The following is a 19,775-nucleotide window of genomic DNA, read 5'->3' as shown; positions in this document are numbered from 1 at the left end:
GGATCGCTACAAATTCCATCTGGCGACATTACACACTGTCAGACGACTCCACATCAGCCGATCGCTTGCCTTTAGGGGGAACCGCCATGGCGATTCTGCGTGCCTGCCAGAGATATATGCCGCCGCTCCATGCGTAGAGGCCCACGCCCCAGTACAGGCACGCCTCCCCGACCACCTTGAGGCCTTCGGCACCGATCAGACCGGCATGGCCTGCGAGCAACAGCGGGAGCGACCAGAACAGCGCAAACGTGGCCGCCTTGCCCAGATAGGTCACCTCGGGTTCGAGATCGCGTCGGCGGTACACCGGGACGGTCGCCACGAGCAGTGCGTCTCGCGCGAGCAAGACCACCACTACCCATACCGGGATGTAGCCGGCGAGGACGAACGCGACGGGGACGACGGCGACGAGGATCCGATCCGCGATCGGGTCCAGTCTCTCGCCCCACGTCGAGCGCATGTTCCACAAGCGGGCAATCTTGCCGTCAAGCCAGTCAGAAACCACCAGGACAGCGAGAATCCACAACGCCAGAGTGGGCGCATCCCAGGCCAGGATTGCGACGACCAGGACGGGAATCAGCGCGATTCGTCCTAGCGAAATGGCATTGGGCAGGGTCCAGAAGCGATCGCTCACACCCGGGTCGCGCTGCGGGCTCTCCTCACCGAGGCCCGGTGGCACGGCCGCCGAGAGATGACCTCCACGCGGTGTGGGGATCTTGGCACCGAGGACCTTCCCCTCACCGGTCCGCCATTCACGCAGATCTGTTTCTCGCTTACCCTCGCGTGCCGCGTTCATCGGAAGGTGGACATCATCCCGGAGAAGACACTGCCGCCGGCCGCCATCGGGTTGTCATGCACCATGTACGTCCACGTCGAGGTCGGCCGGGCCATATCGTTCGCCTCGAGATCCACGCCGTTGTCCGTGAACTCGATCTCGGCGAACGTCTTCTCCGCCTCGGTGACGGCGTCGGAGGCCAGGTCCCGGAAGTGATCGATCGCGATCCGATGGAACTCGTCCAGCGGGTTCTCTCTACCGAGCGCGCGGAGGTGGATCGACTCACGAACGTCGTTCATCGCCTCCAGGTGCTCGGCCCATCCCTTGTCCAGGTGCCAGAGCATGATCTCCCGGCAACCCTGGACGACGACCGCCTCCCCGTGCGCTTGCACCAGCTCCGCGCTACGTTCCGGATTCTGTTCGGTCAGTTCCTCGAACGCCTTCTCCGTCAGCAGTAGAGCCGATCGGCGTTCGGCAAGGATGTCGCGCTGTTCGGCGAGGAGCCTGCTGTAGCGCCAGGTATTGGAGTGGATCTCCAGCATCTGTCCCTCGGTGACGCGTTGTGCATGATCGACGGCGTCGCGACCGCGGTTACCTTTGAGCAGCCCGGACATCCGATCATGCGCTGTCGGTAGCTTCTCCTCTTCCAGGGCAGAGGTGACAACCGGGTCGTCCATCGCCGCGAAGAACACCGAGCTGCCGGGGTCACCCTGTCGGCCAGCGCGTCCACGGAGTTGGTTGTCGAGCCGCTCGGTTCGGTGCCGACCGGTTCCGACGACGTGCAGTCCCCCGAGTTCCACCACGGCATCGCGGCGGCTCTCATCCGATCCGCCCAACCTGATGTCGGTACCCCGGCCGGCCATCTGCGTGGACACCGTGACGTTGCCGATGTCGCCGGCCTCCGCGATGATCGCGGCCTCTTCCTCGTCGTTCTTGGCGTTGAGCACCGCGCAGTCGACGTCCTTTTCCGCGAGCCGTGCTGCCAACTCCTCGGACTCGGCGACGTCATGGGTGCCCACGAGCACCGGCTGCCCGGTCTCGTGGACCGAGGCGATGTGCTCGACCAGCGCACGGGTCTTGCTGTCATTGTCGATGTAGGTCCGGTCGGCCTCATCAAAACGGATGTTGGGCCGATTCGGCTCGATCTGTGACACGCCGAGCGAGTAGAACTCGCGCAACTGAGGACCGGCGGCCAGAGCGGTGCCGGTCATGCCACAGACCTTCGTGTATCGACCGATGAAGGCCTGGACGGTCAGGCTGTCGAGGATCTGACCGGACTCGGAGACCGCGACACCCTCTTTCGCCTCGACGGCCGCCTGGAGCCCGTCCGGCCATCGCTGCAACTCGGCAACGCGGCCTCTGGACGCGTTGACCAGCTGTACCCGACCGTCGCGAACGATGTAGTCCACATCCCGGCGCAGAAGAAAACACGCGTGCAACGCCACGTTGACCTGGACCAATGTCGTACCGACGTGTTCTGCGTCGTAGAGATCGTCGATCCCCAGTTCTTTCTCGATCGCTTCCGCGCCGTCGTCAGTGAGATAGATATTGCGTCGCTCCGAGTCCGTCTCGTAGTGACGTCCCGGGCGCAGTTTGCGCACCGCGGCGAGAACCTCCCCCGTCGGAGCGTCTCCCGAGGCCGAGCCCGCGAGGACCAACGGAACCAGAGCTTCGTCCACGAGAACGGAGTCGGCCTCATCGACGATTGCCACATCTGTTGCCGGCGAGATGAGATCTTCAGGGTTGGTCACCAACTGCTCGCGCAGCACGTCGAACCCGATCTCCGACACCGAGCCGTACGTGATGTCGCAGTCATATGCCGCACGACGCTCCTCACGCGACGACGACTCGGTGACGTGCCCGACGGACAGTCCCAGGAGCTCGAACATCGCCCCCATCCACTGGGCGTCGCGGGCGGCGAGGTAATCGTTCACCGAGATCACATGGACCGTATGTCCCTGCAGGGCGTACCCAGCTGCAGCAATGGCTCCGGACAACGTCTTTCCCTCGCCGGTGGCCATCTCGACCACGTCACCCTCGAACATGCGGAGTGCACCCTGCAACTGGACGTCGAAGGGGCGCAGGTCCACCGTCCGGGTGGCGGCCTCCCTGGCGAGCGCCAGGAAGCGGGCGAGGTCCTCGGCCGACTCACCGAAAAGGCTCAATTCGTGTGCGGCATCCGCGAATTCGGAGTCATCCAGGTCCGCCGCCCATTCATCGAACCCATGGGATGCCTCAACCGCGCTCTGCGCGCGTGAGGTGTCCCGGCCCTGGGTGGAGCCCATCAGCTTCCAGAATCGGTTGGCGATTCCCACGCGCAGTGTCCTTCCCGATCACGAACAGATGCTCCCACCGTACGCAGGCGTGCGCCTTCTCGGTGCCCCGCCCCGCCGGAGGCCGCTCCTACTTCTCTGGGTCGATCTGACCTCGCAACCTGCGCATCGCCTCGGTCGACAGCATCCGGTCCCCCGCTCTCGCTGCCAGGTGCTCGGCTGCGAGATCGGCTTGGTTGGGTTGGTAGTGAGCAGCGGGCGATCTGACCCCGTTATCCCGCGCGATCCCCGCAACCCGGGCGGCCTCGGCCACGGCAACGTCTGCACGCGACTCCACCGACTCCACCAGTTCGCGAAATGCCACGGCGCGTTCGACCACCTCGGCCCACGCCCGGTCGATCGCCGGACCCATACCGGTGAGGGTGCTGAAGCCGTCGGATGAGAAAGACGCGTCAGCCGTGGCGGCCGCCTCGCGGAGTCGGCACAGGTCTCCGGAGAGCCCGATGAGTTCACTTTCCGCGTCGAATTGGAGCCTGATTTCCTCGACAGCGCGCCCACCCCGGAAGTACCCCGCATTCAACCGGTCGTAGAGTCCACCGACCTCCATGAGCATCGCCGTATACATTTCCGGGATCCGCCTGTTATCAGATCGGATCTGCGGTAGCGACGGCAGCGAACGCACCACCGTCTGCATTCGCTGGGGAAGGACAACACGTCCCATCTCCCGCTGCCCGTACGCGGCTGCCACCGTGCCGAGCTCCCCTAGTGTCCTGGGGACAAGTGGAACCGGAGCCATGGTCGGTGTGGAGGCCAATGCGTCGAACAGCCGCCCGCGGTCATCGGTGTCCAGATGGACACCCCGCCTCCTGTCTGCGCGAATGTCCTTGATCTTGTACGCGAACACCCCGGCCCCTCTGGTGAAACCAGAACGAAGAACGAGGTATTTGCGATCGAGTTCCGCCAGGCGGGTGCGGAGCGCCATCTTCAACATCGAGGGGGCTGGCGAGTCGATTATCCGCCGCAGATCGTGCCGCTGTTCCTCGATGACCCGAACCTGGTGAAAACCACCGGTGGTGGGAAATGACAGGTTGCGGTGCAGACGTGTCCGGACGACGTCGACAATTCGAGGCTCGACCAACCCACAGGCCACCAAGAGGGCTGCCCGGTCCGACAGTTCGGCGACCGGAGGCCGTCCTTCTCCGCGACACATCTGGTCGACATCGGAGACGATCCGGTCCCGTGCCGTGCGAGCCTTGTTGTCGGCTGTCATGCGCCCTCCTCGTCGCACCCCGGTGACGGGCACGTCCATGTCACGGGATATCACACCCGGTACAACGATGGGCCAGTCAGAGGTGTTCCCCCGACTGTCCGCGTATGGGCACCTTCACATCCCCACCCGACTCCTCGGTGAGCCTGCGACCTACCTGCACAAATGTCGGCTCCGACACGAAACCGCCAGCGAACAGTGCCTGACCCTGGGCGAATCCAGTAGACCGACGGAGATGTTCTTCTCCCGCGTATCCGAACACGTCCGACAAGTCCGTCAGGTCTCGCGGCGAATTGATCCGCATGAGACCGAGGTTGTCGCATTGAGACAGCACGTTCGGATGAATTTTCCCGGGGCGCTGTGTCGACAGCAACATCCACAGCCCAAATTTCCGGCCCTCTGCGGCAATCTGGATGACCTGTTTGGTCAGCGCCCGCTCCACTTCATTCTCGGGATCGGGCGGGCAGATGTTGTGGGCCTCGTCTATCACGATCAGTATCGGACGCCGTTCTTCCCTTCGCTCCCACAGCTGTTCAAGAACTGCGAGCGCCGCGACCTTCGACTCCGCGGGATGGGTGAATCCACCCAGGTCCATCACTGTCGCTCGTGGGCGCTCGGCGACCACGTCCACCACGGACTCAGTTCCGCGGGCCCACAAATCCCATTTGAGGACGCCGAGGTTTTCCATTCGGTATGCCAGCCGCACCTGGCCTGGGTCCTCCGACGAACGCAAACGCTCGATGATCGTGTCGGGATCGAACTCGGCCACCGAGTAATCCTTGCGGTTGATCTCCGCTCGGAGGAGAACGTTGTATTCCTCGGCGTCAACAATCGGATCCAGCTGAAGAAGTGCGGCTTTCGACGCTGGTGTCAGGTCGAGATAACGCGCCCGGAGTGGCTGGGATGCACCTGCCGACGAGCGGAAGATCCGGAGATCCAGATCCGCGAGCCGCGCGACGGCATCTCGGTGCGCCTCCGGTCGCGTCTGGGACAACCTGACGAAATCCGCGTTCGGATCGAGGATCAGCAGGGGCAGGTCGGTTTCCAGAAGAAGCTGCTCCAGCACCACCCCCAGCGCGTAGCTCTTTCCGCTGCCGCTCTGACCGCACCAGAACGTGTGTCGATTGAATCGTGTGGCGTCCAGCCCTACGACTGTGTCTTCTGCCCCCACTTCGGTGCCGATCGTCAGTGTCGTCGTCATCGTCGTCTGCCCTCACTTCGTGCGGTTCCGCGGCGAGGCCGGCGTCCAACATGCACAGCAGTTGCTTTTCAATCGAGACGTCATCGTTCGATCACGCTCAGCGACTCCTGTGCCCCGTCACTTCTTTGCTGTGGCGAATGCTCGGACGGTTGCGGCCAGCGCCGCGAACTCGTCCTGCTTTCTCGCGACGAATTCGAGCGCCGTCACTCCTGTCGCGATGACTTCGAGTGCAGCGGCCTCGACTCGGACGAAACCATCAGTGACGTTGCCGGCAAGTCCTCCCTCGAGTGCCATCTGCCCGACCAGGTCGAGCTTGGTCGTTCCAGAACTCTCGGTGAAATCCATGTCGTCGAAGTCGACCCAGACAATATTCGGCCTGGTAGTCGACTCGAAGACATATCGCCGATTGGTCAGATCCAGCACCACTTGCCAGATCGTCTGTGAAGCATCGGGTTTGCCCGGCTCCGGGGTACGGAACGGTTGGGCGGCATTTCGAATGATGCTGAACATCGCCGCGATCGCGCCCACCTGGCTTGTGGGCTGGACTTGATTCTCAACGTAATAAGAGGCGCGAGCGAAACGATCCCTGGCTTGAGTCGACCCGGGCAACGGCTTCTCCCCGCCCAACCCCTCGATCTGTGCAACCAACTCCAGCTGCCGGTCGAACGTCGGCGAGTTGGTCATGACCTTGTAATCACGGCTGTGATAGATGGTCGGGGTGCCGTCGACGTACTCGATGATCGCCGAGTCACCGGTGGCGTCATTGATCGCCAGATGCAATGTGGGGACGAGATGACCAGTAGGGTCGAAAAGCTGAGAGATGCCGACCTGCGTTGACTCAGTCCACCTCACGGCCTGTTCAACTGTTTCGAAATTATCGAGGTAGTACTGCAGCCACACGGACTGACTTAGCCAGGTTCCTTCTGGAGAGGGCTTGCCGTAGTCGGACTCGGTGAGCCAGAGGATATGACCTGCGAATCCCTTCTCATTCATCCCGTCGGTCGCAATGAGATCGAAGGCTGTCGCGACAAGACTTCCGTACTTGGAGGTCCATGTGAGCTCACCGAAGACACCGTCGACTCGTTCAACGCCACGGGGAAATTTCCACAAATTGGTGAGCAGGTCCATGTGAAAATCCATGTTCCGACCGACGATTACCGAACCATTGGCATCTGGCCAGACGACACGTGTACACATAGGGACTCCTAGTCCTTATCGAGATGTTCCTGCTCGGTGCCGATTTCGACTGATCGATGTTCCACAATCTTCAATGCCTCACCTGCAGACTATGTGGAATTACGTCGGTTCCAACCAAGTTGCGGAAGTGCAATTGCAGACGAGAAGAAGAAACAAAGTGCGCCGATGAATGTGCCCCAGTTGGCCACATTGGCATTCTCGACAGAGCCATTGGCTAGGACGAAGGCCCCCACCGCGGATACACCGAACGCGATGCAACCGAGCATGTTGATATGAGCGCCCCACCAGCCGGATTGGCTCGGCTCCCACAGAGTGTCCCGATCTCGAAAGTAGGCGACATAGACGAACGCCGCACTGATGAGGAATGCAACGGAGCCGCCAGCGTCCGGATTCCAGACGAATTGCTCTTGCGCGTGAATGGAGCGTGCCGCCAGGGCACCACTGGTGCTGACGTTGAACAGAAGCGTGCCGACGCTCTGGATGAATGCCGCGAGCCACACTGCACGAAACATTCGACCGGTACCGTAATCCACGGCCTTAGTCGGCGCCCCACTGAGAATCGTCTGCATCAATCCGGCCGTGGTGAAGAACCAGGCACCGATGAAGCACAGGACGTTCGTGAGATTTGCGGATCCGAGGTCCCAAATCGCCACAGCTGCGCCGACCGCGAACAGAGTCGATCCGATCATGAACGACCAGCTTTGTTTGGTCAGTGTGGGCACCAACAGCGAATTGTGTCGGTCGGATCCAGATTCGACTCGAGATCGTGTCATGGAAAGTTGCACCTTCCAGTGGGTCGGTAATGGATGTCGGACGGAACGGAAACACCGCCCGGGCCGGCGGTCAGCCGGCCCGGGCGGGCCCGTGTCAGGGTGGGCAATTCTCAGAAAGTGACCGTCATCCGCACGCACTCAGCGAAGGCACGCAGTCCTCTGAAACGGCATGGCCGAGGCCTCCCACCCCTCAGATCAGTGCGCGAAGTTGGTACGCGGCTTCTCACGCGGGATCGGAGCCGCGAGGTTCTCAAGGAAGTCGACCTCTTCCTTGATCGCATCGAGCAGCAGTCCGGCCAGGTCGCGGCTGAGGCCGAGACGGACCACAATGCGCTGGACGACAAGATCTGCCATGTCATCCGGCATGGGGTACGCCGGAACCTGCCATCCGCGCATGCGCAGACGGTCCGCGAGGTCGTAGAGGTCCCAGTTTCGCTTGCCCTCCTTGAGCTTCCACGCGAAGACCGGAATGGTGTCTCCACGGCTTACGAGGGTGAACGGACCCAGTTTCTCGATCTCGGACGACAGATACGTGGCGACATCGATAGAACCCTGCTGCACCGCCCGATACCCCTCACGGCCGAGACGCAGGAACTGGTAGTACTGCAGTAGGACCTGAGCGCCGGGGCGCGAGAAGTTCAACGCCAGAGTCGGCATGTCGCCACCTAGGTAGCTGACGTGGAAGATGAGACTCTCCGGGCACACGGCCTTGTTGCGCCAGATGACCCAGCCAACGCCCGGGTAGACGAGCCCGTACTTGTGACCCGACGTACTGATCGAGTTGACACGGTCGACCTTGAAGTCCCACTCGAGATCGGGCTGACAGAACGGCGCGACCATCGCACCGGAAGCACCGTCGACGTGGATCTTGACGTCGAGTCCGGTGTCCTTCTGGATCTCGTCGAGCTTTTCGGAAATCTGCTTGACCGGCTCGTAGAGGCCGGTGTAGGTCTGTCCCAGGATGGCCACGACGCCGATCGTGTTCTCGTCGACGTACTTCTCCAGCTCGAAGCCGTCCAGAACGAGATGGTCCTCGGTCACGGGGACGTAGCGGGCCTCGACATCCCAGTAGTTGCAGAATTTCTCCCAGACGACCTGCACTCCTGCGGAAAGGATCAGGTTGGGCTTCTCGGTGGACTTACCCTCTTCCTTGCGCTTCTCCTGCCACAGGCGCTTGAGCGCGAGCCCGCCGAGCATGCAGGCCTCCGAGGAACCGACGGTGGAGGTACCGATCGTGTCGTTGGCGTCCGGCACGTTCCACAGGTCGGCGAGCATCCGCCAGCATCGATCCTCGATCGCCGCGGTAGCCGGGTACTCGTCCTTGTCGATCATGTTCTTGTCGGCGGTCTCGGCGTAGATCTTCTGCGCGTTGTCGTCCATCCAGGTGGAGACGAACGTCGCGAGGTTCAGCCGAGAGTTGCCGTCGAGCATGGCCTCGTCGTGGACGATCTGATAAGCCGTATCGCCGGACATCATGCCGTCGGGCATCTTGAACTTCGGCAACGACGTTGCCTCGCCCGGACGGGCGAACACCGGGCTGATCTCCAGCTGGGCGTCGGATTGCTGCTCGGCAGCATTGCGATAGGTCTCAGACACGTCATCCTCGCTTCTCTCGGGGTGCAGGCAGCTCATGAGATGCACAAAGCAGACCGGGCCTGGCCGCACTCCGGCTGCAAGTCAGGCGAAATTGCTGCATAACCAACGCCCAACCCCAGACCGGGTGGCGGACCACTCAAGAGGACAAGCGCACAAGCACGCCGTATCAGCATCCACTTGAATTTTCACCCCCGATGCACATCTCACAGACCAAACGCTACCCAATGAACATAAGTTGCACTTGATATTCTGAGGGACTTCTCGCGCAGATTCGACAGGTGTCACGGGAGGGTGTCGGCGACGGCGCCCGGTTCACCTCCCCGAAACGGGCAGTGGCCCCGCTGTTTACATCATTTGGCAATCCAGTGGGCAATATCGGCGAAAACCATAATCTGAGAATCAGGTTAGACTTCTGTGGGGGTCCCCACCAGCAGACACCCGACATTCGGGGGCCCGCATGCCTGGAGGCCGTTCGTAGAGGTCAGGACGAGGTCAACGCTCGTACCCCCGCCGCGAATCATCCAGAATTCGCGGCCTGTCGAGAGTCGAAGGATCGAGGGCCATAGGGCTGACGTCCCCTCCGAACTCCGTCGCGGCGGCCAACACCCCGGAACGGAGGTATCGCAGCCCCTCGACATCAGGACGAAGGCGAAGCTCGGGTTCAGATTTGCTCTTACCTGCGAGAACGAATCCCCAGTCACCGAAGGTGGGGACGTACGTGTGGTACGGGGTGGTCGACCACCCGGCCGACCCAACCGTCGATACCGTCCGCCAATACTGATGCGGCGTCGAGTAGGGACTTCCGGACTGGACCACCATCAGTCCGTCATCGCTGACGACCCGATCTATCAGGGCGTAGAACTCCTGCGAGTACAGGCGTGCCAGCGCCGCATTCCTGGGATCCGGCAGGTCCACGAGAACGGCGCCGAAACCGCCGTCCGGCACCTCTCCATCGCCGCCACGGCGCAGCCAGGTGAACGCGTCATCCACGATCACGTCCACCCGCGGATCGGTCAGTGCACCTTCGTTATCTTCAACCAGCCGGGTTCTGGCGATGTCCAGCACCGCGGGATCGAGCTCCACCTGCACCACTCGCTGAACCCCGGGAACCTTGAGGAGGTCTCGAGCGGCCAATCCGTCACCGCCGCCCAGCACCAATACCTCTTCCGGACGGTTTGCCACCACCGGCTGGACGAGCGACTCGGTGTATCGGTACTCGTCAAGACTGGAATATTGAAGTGTGCCGTCTAGGTAGAGCCTCCGGTCCGTACGCCCCTTATAGACGGCACTGGTAACGACGATCTCTTGGTATGCGGATTGAGTGTGCGCCACCACCGGATCCGGATACAGCCGGGAGCGAGACCACTCGGTGACACCGTCCACGGCGACGAGGAGTGTCCCCAGAAGCCCTGCGACCAGCAGTAGCACGAGAGCCGAGACGACCGTTCGTACACGCGCCATGAAATGGCGCAGTACCAGGCCCAGCAAGACGGCAGCGGCCGCGACATTGATCAGGCCGGTCACCGCCGCAGCCTGCTGCATCCCCATCGTGGGAAGCAGCAGAAACGGCCACAACAAACCGCCCAGCAGCGCGCCCAGGTAGTCCGCGGCATTGAGATTGGCGAGAGTGCGTCCGGCCTCCTCGGCGTCACTTCGTCGTCCGGTTTGGAGCAGCGACATGAGCAGCGGCACCTCGGCACCGACCAGTGCGCCGATAGCACCGGTCGCCAGCGCGAGCACGACGAGCGACGGTTGAGTCCCCAATGACGTGAACGTGATGTACAGCAGAGTGGCTGAGACACCACCGACCAGCCCTAGCGCGGCTTCGACGGCGACGAACGAGGACGCCGCGCGGTCGACGAACGGCTTGGCGAGAAGCGCTCCGAGGCCCAGCGCCGCGACGTAGCCGGCGACAATGAGGCTCGTCGCGACTATCCCGCCACCCTGGACGGTCGTGGCCAGCGTGAGTAGTGCCAGTTCGTAGATGAGTCCGCATGCAGCACAGGCAGCTACAGCAGCCAGGACTATCGGGCGCCACCATCGTCCGACTGGCGTCGCGACCGACGGCCCCATGCCAGATGACCATTCGGGTACCGCTGATGGCTCCGGAGAGAGAGCCGTATCCGGAGAAGGCTCAGGCAATGGCTGCGGCGTTCACTGCGCCAACCGCGATGAGTGTCGCGGCCACGGCGAGAGACGCGGTGCTGAAGGTGGGGGCGGCAACGAGATCTCGGAAGCGTCCCGGCACCACCAACTCCAGGATCACCAGGGTCACGGCCTGGAAGATGATCCCCAGAATCCCGTATACCGCCACATCAACAAGGCCCAACAGGAGCTCGTCGGAGGCATTGACCATCACCGTCACCACGATGATGGACAACGCGATGGCGGAAGCAGCGTGAAGGGCTGCGGCGTTGGGGCGATGATCGATGAAAACGTGCTGACGCAAGCTCCCCGGAGTCAGTAGATCGAGAACAACGAAGCCGGCAGCCAACACGAGGGCGCCTACGCCGAAGTAGGCCAGGGACACGCCGATTCCGTCGAGCAGGTCAGGGATGTGGTCGCCCATATTCTCCGGATCTCCTTCACATTGTGGCCATCGGGGCCGATTACGAGTGTTACTTGGCTCCGAAGCCGCCGGAGCTTCCGCCCGACGAGCTAGCCGGGCTCCGGGGGCCGAAAGCGCCTCCGAGGAACAGGAATCCGCCAGACCGCAGTGTGCGGGAGTTCTCGTCGAGCTGAACACGGCACGGCAGTGAACCCGAGGGCCCGACGATGATCATGTCCTTGTCATACCGCATGTACTCGGTATCACCCTGACGACTACTCGCGTCGGGGCGCTCGTGATCTGAGATGTCGGCGACTGTTTCATCGACGCTGCCGCGGCAATCATAGGTATTCGCAGACTGAGCGGTCGGAGTGTAGTTGTCGCGCACGTACCGCACAGCGTTGGTTCCGGCAGCTACCAGGACGAGCCCGAGCAGTACCGCCACCACTCCCCCGCACAGGGCGATAACCAACCATTTGCTGCGCTTCACGCCACTTCCTCCGTCACCGCGCCCGCAAACGCCATTTCGAACCCTGATTCAGTCGTCACGATCTCGCCACCGGCCTCCACGGTCTCATCGGCGGGGTAGAGATGCCAGGTGCGCCACTGCCAACCTCTGCTGTGGGCTCTCGCCTCCACCACGGTCAGCGCACCCTCAGCTCCGGGAAACCTGCCCGCGAGAACATGCGGCTCGTTCACCGCACGATCGGTCAGCTCCCGCACCACTGCGGAAAATCTGCCCGATGGCACCGCGTCCACGGCGCCCCTGAGGTGATGTACGCCCTCCGGGCAGGTGTGCGTTTCGCCGGCATGCGGAAGACCTCCCCCCGCGGTCGATGCCCGACAGGACACCTCCTCCGTGATGGAGTCCCGCCCGTCGACGATCACGGTGACCGCGTGGGACGCCCCGAGTATGGCTACCCGGAGCGACACAGGGTGGTGCGGATGTTCGAGAACTGCAGTTGCCAGTGCTGCCGGGGCTGGTTCGAAGTCGACCCGGTACCCGAGTTCCGACGCTGCCACGTCGTCCGGCTGCACATCGAGGTGGTGAAGAGTCACGCGCGGTACCCCGGGGCTCCTGGCGCGGGCGGGGCGGGATAGACGGTCAGCTCCCCCGGCGACATCGGACGACCGGACGAGAGCTCCCAGCCGGAACCGTCCCAGTCTTCGAACGACAGGAGCGAGCTCCCGTCCTGGGTCCGGTAGTCCCGATACCGCATCTGCCCCTGCGGGGGGAGGCCAGTCGTGCCTTCACAGGAGTACTGGGCTGCGCCCGACTCGTCCTCCCGATGAACTCTGTCGTCCAGGACCACTTCGGGGGCCGGCAGGAGTCCGTGCCCCCTGCGGGTGGTCCACCATGTGATCTCAAGTTGCCCCTCGTCCACCTCGACACCGAGCCACTGGGCACCGTCACCCCCGTCGAGAAGGTGCTCCCACCAGACAAAGGAACCCTGATGAAGAGTGATGGTGCCCCGGACCACGTAGTCGATTCCGCCATACGCGACGATCGCGCCAGGGCCGAGGTTCCGGGGCCCGAAGCCCTGAGCGACCTGGTCAGAGGCCAGGGGGTCCCGACGCGAGCCGGGGACTGAGTTCTTTCCGGCTCGCCGTGCGTTCATCACGAGTCCGATGATCGCCACTATCACGATCACCACACCGATCACGATGAGAAATTCCCCCACTTGGCCTTACCCCTCTGCCGGAAAACGTGCCGCACAGTCCCACCCGGACCGGCGGCGTCCACCGGGCCAGGCTAGCGCACATCGCCAGTACGCCCGCGAAAGCGCCAGGGTGTCAGGAGCATTGATTCGGCGGAGATCCCGAGAGCACGCCGATGGGGTGCAAGTGGGGTAAACAACGAGTCAGGGCCGGTTTCCCTTGCAAGGAAACCGACCCTGGCCTGCATTAATCTGTGTCGGGCTGACAGGATTTGAACCTGCGACCCCTTGACCCCCAGTCAAGTGCGCTACCAAGCTGCGCCACAGCCCGTCTTCCGCGGCTCTCACCGCAGCGACTGGAACAGACTATCGCACCTCGGGAGGCATCTCCCAATCGGGGTCACTTCCGCTGTCGGCGCTCCTTGACCCGGACGTTCACGCGTACCGGCGAGCCGTCGAAACCGAAGGTCTCACGCAGTCGGCGCTCGAGAAAACGCCGGTAGTTGGCCTCCAGAAAACCTGTGGAGAACAGTACGAACGTCGGCGGACGGGTGGTGGCCTGAGTACAGAACCGGATCCGCGGCAGGCGCCCACCTCTCATCGGGGGTGGGGTCGCCGCGACGACCTCGTTCATCCACGTATTGAGCGGGCCGGTGGGGATCCGCTTGTCCCACGACTCCAGGGCCGTCTCCATCGCGGGGACCAGTTTCGCCAGGGCGCGACCCGTCTTGGCCGAGATATTCACGCGGTGTGCCCAGGACAGGATCTTGGACAGTTCGCGGTCGATCTCCTTGTCGAGGTCGTACCGGCGGTCCTCGTCCACCAGGTCCCACTTGTTGAAAGCGATCACCAGGGCTCGGCCCGCGTCGGCGACCATGGAGATCACCCGGAGGTCCTGCTCCGTGATCGGCTCCGAGGCATCCAGCAGCAACACCACGACCTCGGCGGCCTCGATCGCGCCCCGCGTACGAAGCGAGGCGTAGTACTCGTGTCCGTACGCCTGGTTGACCTTGCGTCGCAGCCCCGCGGTGTCCACGAAGCGCCAGGTCTTGCCGCCGAGTTCGACCAGCGAGTCGACGGGGTCGACCGTCGTGCCGGCGACGTTGTCCACCACCGAGCGGTCCTCGCCGGTGAGCTTGTTGATCAGACTCGATTTGCCCACGTTGGGTTTGCCGACGAGCGCGACCCGGCGGGGGGTGTCAGCGACCTCGCGCATGGACGCCTTGGACGGCAGCTGGTCCATGATCTCGTCGAGCAGGTCACCGGTGCCGCGACCGTGGGCCGCCGAGATCGCGAAGGGCTGGTCCAGGCCGAGGGCCCAGAACTCCGCGGACTCGAGCTCGGCCTTCTCGCTGTCGACCTTGTTCACCGCGAGGATCACCGGGGTTTTGGACCGGCGGAGAGTCTTGGCCACGGTCGCGTCGCCGGCGGTGATGCCGACGGTGCCGTCACAGACCAACACGATGAGGTCGGCGGTGCCCATCGCGATCTCGGCCTGCTGGGCGATGGACCGGTGCAGCCCCTTGGCGTCCTGTTCCCAGCCACCGGTGTCCTGGACCATGAACGATCGGCCGTTCCACAGCGCCTCGTACGACACCCGGTCGCGGGTCACACCGGGAACGTCCTCGACAACTGCCTCGCGGCGGCCGATGATCCTGTTGACCAGTGTCGACTTGCCGACGTTAGGGCGGCCGACGATCGCGACGGTCGGGAGGATCTCGACCCCCTCGATCTCCGTCTCGATCTCATCGGCGTATTCCTGCGCGATCGACTCCCAGTCGGTGTCGTCGCTCCATCCGTCCTCAATGGTCTCCTCGGCGGGGCCGGAGGGCAGGTCGAAATCCTCGGAATCGGTCACTGTGCGTTCCCTTCTGCGGTGGCGCCCTGCGACGCTGCGGTGGCGCGCTGCGACGCGTCGGTCCCGACGGCGAGCGCGATCAGTCGATCGAGCACGGCCTCGAGGGTGAGGTCGGAGGTATCGATCACCACGGCGTCCTCCGCGGGCCGGAGCGGGCTCGCGGCGCGGGTGGAGTCCTTGCGGTCGCGCTCGATGACCGCGGCGAGGACCTCGTCGTAGTCGGCGTCGCGGCCGGCGGACCGGTCCTGGTCGGTGCGGCGCTGCGCGCGGACCTCGGGGCTGGCGGTGAGGTAGATCTTGACCTCGGCGTCGGGCAGGACGACGGTCCCGATGTCCCGGCCTTCGAGGACCACGGTGCCGCCGCCGGCGGCAAGTCGCCGCTGCAGTTCCACCATGTTCTCCCGCACCTGCGGAACCGCGGACACCGCCGAGACGTTCGCGGTGACCTGGGCGGTCCGGATCTCCTCACTGACGTCCTCGGCGCCCAGCAGAATCCGCTCGGCCCCGGCGTCCGTGCCCACCTCGAGCGGCAGGTCGGAGGTCGCGGCGATCACGGCGTCGGCGTCGTCCGGGTCGATGCCGGCCCGGAGCACCTGCAGCGTGGCCACCCGGTACATCGCGCCGGTGTCGAGATACGCCCCGCCGATGCGCCGCGCGAGAGTGCGCGCGAGGGTGGACTTACCGGTTCCGGCGGGGCCGTCGATGGCGATGCGTCTGGTCGGCTGCGTGGCGTTCACAGGCCCACCGCCTCGTACAGGTCGGAGACCTCTTTGCGGTTGAGCTTGCGGAAGCTGCCCGCGCGCTGATCGCCCAGCGCCACGGCGCCGAAGCGGGTGCGCACCAGCCCCTCGACGGGGTGACCGACCTCGGCGAGGATCCGGCGGACGATGTGCTTGCGCCCCTCGTGCAGGACCACCTTGACCAGCGAGCGGCCGTCGTGGACGTCCAGGAGCGAGAACTGGTCGACCTTGGCCGGCCCGTCCTCCAGCTCGATGCCGTCGCGGAGTTGCTTGCCGACGCCCTTGCCCACGACGCCGGTCACCGTCGCCATGTAGGTCTTGGACACCTCGTACGACGGGTGCATGAGGCGGTGCGCCAGCTCGCCGTCGTTGGTCACCAGCAGCAGTCCCTCGGTGTCGGCATCGAGTCGGCCGACGTGGAACAGCCGCTGACCGGCGTCGATCCGGTCGGCCACGAGGTCACCCACGCAGGGCCGACCGCGCTCGTCGGACATGGTCGTGTGGTAGCCGCGGGGCTTGTTCAGTGCGAGGTACACCAGGGTGTCGTCGAGGACGATTCGCGTGCCATCGACCCGGATCACCGCCGTCGCGGGATCGACCTTGATGCCCATCTCGCGCACGATCTTGCCATCAACCTCGACCCGACCCCGCGCGATGAGATCCTCGGAGGCACGGCGGGAGGCCACGCCCGCCTGCGCGAGGATCTTCTGGAGTCGGACCGGTGCGCCTTCTCGGCCAGCGGATTCAGTCATGGGGATGTCACATCTCTTCGTCGTCGGGTTCAGGGTCGGTCTGGGAGACCGGGTCGGCGTCGGCGTCCACTTCGGCTTCTACGTCAGCATCGGCGTCGGCATCGGCCCGGTCCTCGGCCGCGGGTGTCGCCGCCCGCCGCCGCCCCACCGGGATCCGCGGGTCGTCCGCGGGGTCGTCGCTCATCTCGTCGACCAGGTCGACATCCGGCAACAGCGGGGCGATGTCCGGCAGCTCGTCGAGCGACGCGAGGCCCAATCTTTCCAGAAATAGCTCTGTTGTCCTATACAGCATGCCCCCGGTCTCGGCATCCGTACCGCATTCGACCGCCAAACCGCGCGCCACGAGGGTACGCATCACACCGTCGACGTTGACGCCACGCACCGCCGCGATGCGCGATCGGGTGACCGGCTGGCGGTAGGCGATCACGGCGAGCGTCTCGAGCGCCGCGCGGGTCAAGGTGGAGCGGGTGCCGTCGGTGAGGAGCCGCTCCACGTACGGCGCGAGCTCGCGACGGGTGTAGAGGCGCCAGCCCTCGCCGGTCCGACGCACGTCCATCCCGCTGCCGGCCGCCGTGAGGTCGTCACGCCAGGCACGCAGTTCGGCGTCCACCTCCCCGACCGACGCCCCCGCGGCCGACGCGAGAGCCGCCTCGGGGGTCGGTTGGTCTACCACGAGCAGAAGAGCCTCGAGACGTGCCCGCAGCGACGGCTCATCCGGATCCGCGCCAATGACCTCGTCGTCGTCATCAAAACTCGTCTCACTCAAGTCCATTCATCCCTTCCGCGCGTCACCTCGGTGGCCTCCTCGCCCGTCCAGCTCACCAACAGGTCCCCCAGCGCCTCGTCCTGGGTGAGCGCGACCGCACGCGCCCGGTACAACTCCAACAGGGCCAAAAACCTGGCGACGACGACGAGGGATTCCCCACTCCCCGCGATCAACTCCCGGAAATCGACCCACGTTCCCTTCCCACGGAACCGCAATAATTCGAGGACCCGCCCGGCCTGCTCCGGCACCGAAACCACAGGTGTATGGACGTGGGCCACCCCCACCTCGTCGACCGGGCGCGGCCGAAACGCCACCGCGGCGATGGTGGCCAGCTGTTCTGCGTCCACCCCCAACTCGACCTCCGGCAGCAGTCCGAGGAACTCCTCGTCCGGTCCCGCGGTGCGCGGATAGGCGCGCTGCGCGGTGCGGTCCAGCTCGGCGAACAGCTCCGCGACCCGCCGGAACGCCCGGAACTGCAGCAGCCGCGCGAACAGCATGTCACGGGCCTGCAGCAGCGCCAGATCCTCCGGATCCTGGACCTCGCCCGACGGCACCAGCCGCGCGGTCTTGAGGTCCAGCAGGGTCGCGGCCACCACGAGGAACTCGGTGACCTCCTCGAGCCCGGCCTCCTTGCCCAGCTCGCGGGTGTGGGCGATGAACTCGTCGGTGACCATGTGCAGGGCCACCTCGGTCACGTCGAGGCGGCGGGAGTCGATGAGACCCAGCAGCAGATCGAACGGGCCGGTGAAGTTGGTGAGGTGGACGGTGAACGCACGCTCGCCGTCGGCTGCCCCGTCCGGGACGGACTGCTCGGGACCGGCCACCTCCGGACCGGTGCCCTCCTCGGCTACCGCGTCCGGGACGGTCTCCTCGCCCGCTTCCTGCCCCGGCGGGGTCTCGACGTCGGACACCGCGTCGCTCATCTACCGCGCTGGATGACCTCGCGGGCCAGCGCCCGGTACGCCTGGGCGCCACCCGATTTGGGCGCCCACGTGGTGATGGGCTCGCCGGCCACCGTCGTCTCGGGGAACCGGACGGTCCGGGTGACCAACGTGTCGAAGACCTTGTCGCCGAAGACCTCCACCACCCGGCCCAGCACATCACGCGCGTGCACGGTCCGCCGGTCGAACATCGTGATGAGGATGCCCGTCAGGTGCAGGCGCGGGTTGATCCGGTCACGGACCTTGTCGATCGTGTCGGTGAGCAGCGCCAGGCCGCGCAGCGAGAAGTACTCGCACTCCATCGGGATGAGCACCCCGTCCGAGCAGGCCAGAGCATTGACGGTGAGCAGGCCCAGCGAGGGCTGGCAGTCGATCAGCACGAAGTCGTACCGGTCCAGCACCGGGTACAGGGCCCGGCCCAGCGCCTGTTCGCGGCCCACCTCGTTGACGAGCTGGATCTCCGCTGCCGACAGGTCAATGTTCGCGGGAATGAGGTCCACGCCCTCGACGCGCGTCCGGACGAGCACCTCCTCCGTCGACACCGTGTGGTCGACGAGCAGGTTGTAGACGGTCAGCTCGAGCTCGTGGTGCCGGATCCCCAGCCCCGCGGACAGTGCGCCCTGCGGGTCGAGGTCCACCACGAGGACCCGTCGCCCGTACTCGGCGAGCGCGGCCGCCAGGTTGATGGTGCTGGTGGTCTTGCCGACGCCGCCCTTCTGGTTGCACATCGAGAGCACCACGGCGGGACCGTGCGAGGTTAGTGGCTCCGGTTCGGGGATCGCGGAGAATCCCTCGCCGGCGGCCGGGTCGTCAGCGCCCAGCAGCTCGGCGCGGGAGAACAGTGCGGGATCCATCGCACCAGTGTTCTGCGCCACCCTCGTCTCCTCTCGTCGCCTCCAACCGCACCCGGGCGGTACCTTGCGGCCACGTTACCGTGCCCGAGGGTGACACTCGGCCCAGACCTCGCGCAGGGTGTCGACCGTGACGAGTGTGTACACCTGGGTCGTGGTGACCGACGCGTGCCCCAGCAGCTCCTGGACCACCCGGATATCCGCGCCGCCGTCGAGCAGATGGGTGGCGAACGAGTGCCGGAAGGTGTGCGGTGAGACCTCCTGCGTCAGCCCGGCGCGCCGGGCGGCGACGGTCACGACGTTCCACAGCGTCTGGCGGCTCAGCCGCCCTCCACGGGCGTTGAGGAACAGTGCGGGCCCGCCCTTGACGGCGAGCGCGGGCCGTGCCCGGACAAGGTAGGCGCCCACCGCCTCGCACGCCGGCCGCCCGAGCGGGACGACGCGTTCCTTGCCGCCCTTGCCGCGCAGGATCACCGATCCGCCCTCCGGCCGGTCCAGACCGTCCAGATCGTCCACGTCGAGACTGATCAGTTCGGCCGCACGCGCACCGGAGGCGTAGAGGAGTTCGAGCATGGCCCGATC

At 64.9% G+C, this 19,775-nt stretch carries 19 protein-coding genes and 1 tRNA gene; all 20 read right to left on the bottom strand.

Translation table 11 applies throughout. The features are described from left to right. Positions 1–28: 28 nt before the first annotated feature. On the bottom strand, positions 29–793 hold the full coding sequence (locus G6016_RS00955; protein WP_182630841.1) for a CDP-alcohol phosphatidyltransferase family protein: 765 nt from the start codon (positions 791–793) through the stop codon (positions 29–31). After that, positions 790–3,057, bottom strand: coding sequence for an accessory Sec system translocase SecA2 (secA2, locus tag G6016_RS00950; protein WP_187354209.1), 2,268 nt, complete (start codon positions 3,055–3,057; stop codon positions 790–792). Before secA2 ends, G6016_RS00955 begins: the two co-directional genes overlap by 4 nt. Before the next feature lie 118 nt (positions 3,058–3,175). After that, entirely contained in the window at positions 3,176–4,315 is a 1,140-nt protein-coding gene (locus tag G6016_RS00945; RefSeq protein WP_182630839.1) for a hypothetical protein, read from the bottom strand. 76 nt (positions 4,316–4,391) lie between these two features. Continuing rightward, a complete protein-coding gene (locus tag G6016_RS00940) occupies positions 4,392–5,513 on the bottom strand; it encodes an ATP-binding protein (RefSeq protein WP_182630838.1) in 1,122 nt (373 codons plus the stop codon). 117 nt (positions 5,514–5,630) lie between these two features. Further along, a complete protein-coding gene (gene bsh / locus G6016_RS00935; RefSeq protein WP_182630837.1) occupies positions 5,631–6,710 on the bottom strand; it encodes a bile salt hydrolase in 1,080 nt (359 codons plus the stop codon). Positions 6,711–6,799: 89 nt separating this feature from the next. Continuing rightward, on the bottom strand, positions 6,800–7,432 hold the full coding sequence (locus G6016_RS00930) for a hypothetical protein (protein ID WP_338403467.1): 633 nt from the start codon (positions 7,430–7,432) through the stop codon (positions 6,800–6,802). Between the two features lie 246 nt (positions 7,433–7,678). Continuing rightward, the gene (gad, locus tag G6016_RS00925; RefSeq protein ID WP_380024238.1) at positions 7,679–9,079 is read right to left on the bottom strand and encodes a glutamate decarboxylase; all 1,401 of its coding nucleotides are present in this window, start codon (positions 9,077–9,079) and stop codon (positions 7,679–7,681) included. A gap of 492 nt (positions 9,080–9,571) precedes the next feature. Next, the gene (locus G6016_RS00920) at positions 9,572–11,152 is read right to left on the bottom strand and encodes a polyamine aminopropyltransferase (protein WP_182630834.1); all 1,581 of its coding nucleotides are present in this window, start codon (positions 11,150–11,152) and stop codon (positions 9,572–9,574) included. A gap of 61 nt (positions 11,153–11,213) precedes the next feature. Then, positions 11,214–11,648 (bottom strand): DUF350 domain-containing protein, encoded by a 435-nt coding sequence (locus tag G6016_RS00915; RefSeq protein WP_182630833.1) that lies wholly within the window; start codon positions 11,646–11,648, stop codon positions 11,214–11,216. Between the two features lie 49 nt (positions 11,649–11,697). Next, positions 11,698–12,117 carry a DUF4247 domain-containing protein gene (locus tag G6016_RS00910; RefSeq protein WP_182630832.1) on the bottom strand — a complete coding sequence of 140 codons (420 nt, stop codon included), beginning with the start codon at positions 12,115–12,117 and terminating at the stop codon, positions 11,698–11,700. After that, complete coding sequence (locus tag G6016_RS00905; protein WP_182630831.1) at positions 12,114–12,665, bottom strand: DUF2617 family protein; 552 nt, start codon at positions 12,663–12,665, stop codon at positions 12,114–12,116. Before G6016_RS00905 ends, G6016_RS00910 begins: the two co-directional genes overlap by 4 nt. 17 nt (positions 12,666–12,682) lie before the next feature. After that, the gene (locus G6016_RS00900; protein ID WP_182630830.1) at positions 12,683–13,309 is read right to left on the bottom strand and encodes a DUF4178 domain-containing protein; all 627 of its coding nucleotides are present in this window, start codon (positions 13,307–13,309) and stop codon (positions 12,683–12,685) included. A gap of 233 nt (positions 13,310–13,542) precedes the next feature. Further along, positions 13,543–13,616: transfer RNA gene (locus G6016_RS00895), tRNA-Pro, on the bottom strand. A 69-nt stretch (positions 13,617–13,685) separates the two neighbouring features. Beyond that, the gene (gene der, locus G6016_RS00890) at positions 13,686–15,143 is read right to left on the bottom strand and encodes a ribosome biogenesis GTPase Der (protein ID WP_182630829.1); all 1,458 of its coding nucleotides are present in this window, start codon (positions 15,141–15,143) and stop codon (positions 13,686–13,688) included. Continuing rightward, complete coding sequence (gene cmk / locus G6016_RS00885) at positions 15,140–15,880, bottom strand: (d)CMP kinase (protein WP_182630828.1); 741 nt, start codon at positions 15,878–15,880, stop codon at positions 15,140–15,142. The genes der and cmk overlap by 4 nt, the downstream gene beginning before the upstream one ends. Next, complete coding sequence (locus tag G6016_RS00880; protein WP_182630827.1) at positions 15,877–16,635, bottom strand: pseudouridine synthase; 759 nt, start codon at positions 16,633–16,635, stop codon at positions 15,877–15,879. Before G6016_RS00880 ends, cmk begins: the two co-directional genes overlap by 4 nt. A 7-nt stretch (positions 16,636–16,642) precedes the next feature. Next, entirely contained in the window at positions 16,643–17,407 is a 765-nt protein-coding gene (gene scpB, locus G6016_RS00875; RefSeq protein WP_241729632.1) for an SMC-Scp complex subunit ScpB, read from the bottom strand. Then, positions 17,398–18,324, bottom strand: a complete 927-nt coding sequence (locus G6016_RS00870) for a segregation and condensation protein A (RefSeq protein WP_182630826.1) — start codon at positions 18,322–18,324, stop codon at positions 17,398–17,400. The genes scpB and G6016_RS00870 overlap by 10 nt, the downstream gene beginning before the upstream one ends. Then, positions 18,321–19,196, bottom strand: coding sequence for a ParA family protein (locus G6016_RS00865; RefSeq protein ID WP_182630889.1), 876 nt, complete (start codon positions 19,194–19,196; stop codon positions 18,321–18,323). Before G6016_RS00865 ends, G6016_RS00870 begins: the two co-directional genes overlap by 4 nt. 75 nt (positions 19,197–19,271) lie before the next feature. Then, a partial coding sequence (locus G6016_RS00860; RefSeq protein ID WP_182630825.1) for a tyrosine-type recombinase/integrase occupies positions 19,272–19,775 on the bottom strand: 504 nt, incomplete at its 5' end.

The organism is Dietzia aerolata (assembly GCF_014144865.1).
GTDB lineage: Bacteria > Actinomycetota > Actinomycetes > Mycobacteriales > Mycobacteriaceae > Dietzia > Dietzia aerolata.
Note: the sequence above shows the minus strand (reverse complement) of the source record. Positions and strands in the feature narration are given on the sequence as shown.

Coding starts and splice junctions, on each gene's coding strand:
- G6016_RS00940 (WP_182630838.1), bottom strand. CDS start 5,513: ATGACGACGACACTGACGATCGGCACCGAAGTGGGGGCAGAAGACACA.
- G6016_RS00915 (WP_182630833.1), bottom strand. CDS start 11,648: ATGGGCGACCACATCCCTGACCTGCTCGACGGAATCGGCGTGTCCCTG.
- G6016_RS00955 (WP_182630841.1), bottom strand. CDS start 793: ATGAACGCGGCACGCGAGGGTAAGCGAGAAACAGATCTGCGTGAATGG.
- G6016_RS00870 (WP_182630826.1), bottom strand. CDS start 18,324: ATGAGCGACGCGGTGTCCGACGTCGAGACCCCGCCGGGGCAGGAAGCG.
- G6016_RS00880 (WP_182630827.1), bottom strand. CDS start 16,635: ATGACTGAATCCGCTGGCCGAGAAGGCGCACCGGTCCGACTCCAGAAG.
- bsh (WP_182630837.1), bottom strand. CDS start 6,710: ATGTGTACACGTGTCGTCTGGCCAGATGCCAATGGTTCGGTAATCGTC.
- secA2 (WP_187354209.1), bottom strand. CDS start 3,057: ATGGGCTCCACCCAGGGCCGGGACACCTCACGCGCGCAGAGCGCGGTT.
- G6016_RS00920 (WP_182630834.1), bottom strand. CDS start 11,152: ATGGGGCCGTCGGTCGCGACGCCAGTCGGACGATGGTGGCGCCCGATA.
- G6016_RS00945 (WP_182630839.1), bottom strand. CDS start 4,315: ATGACAGCCGACAACAAGGCTCGCACGGCACGGGACCGGATCGTCTCC.
- G6016_RS00865 (WP_182630889.1), bottom strand. CDS start 19,196: ATGGATCCCGCACTGTTCTCCCGCGCCGAGCTGCTGGGCGCTGACGAC.
- scpB (WP_241729632.1), bottom strand. CDS start 17,407: ATGGACTTGAGTGAGACGAGTTTTGATGACGACGACGAGGTCATTGGC.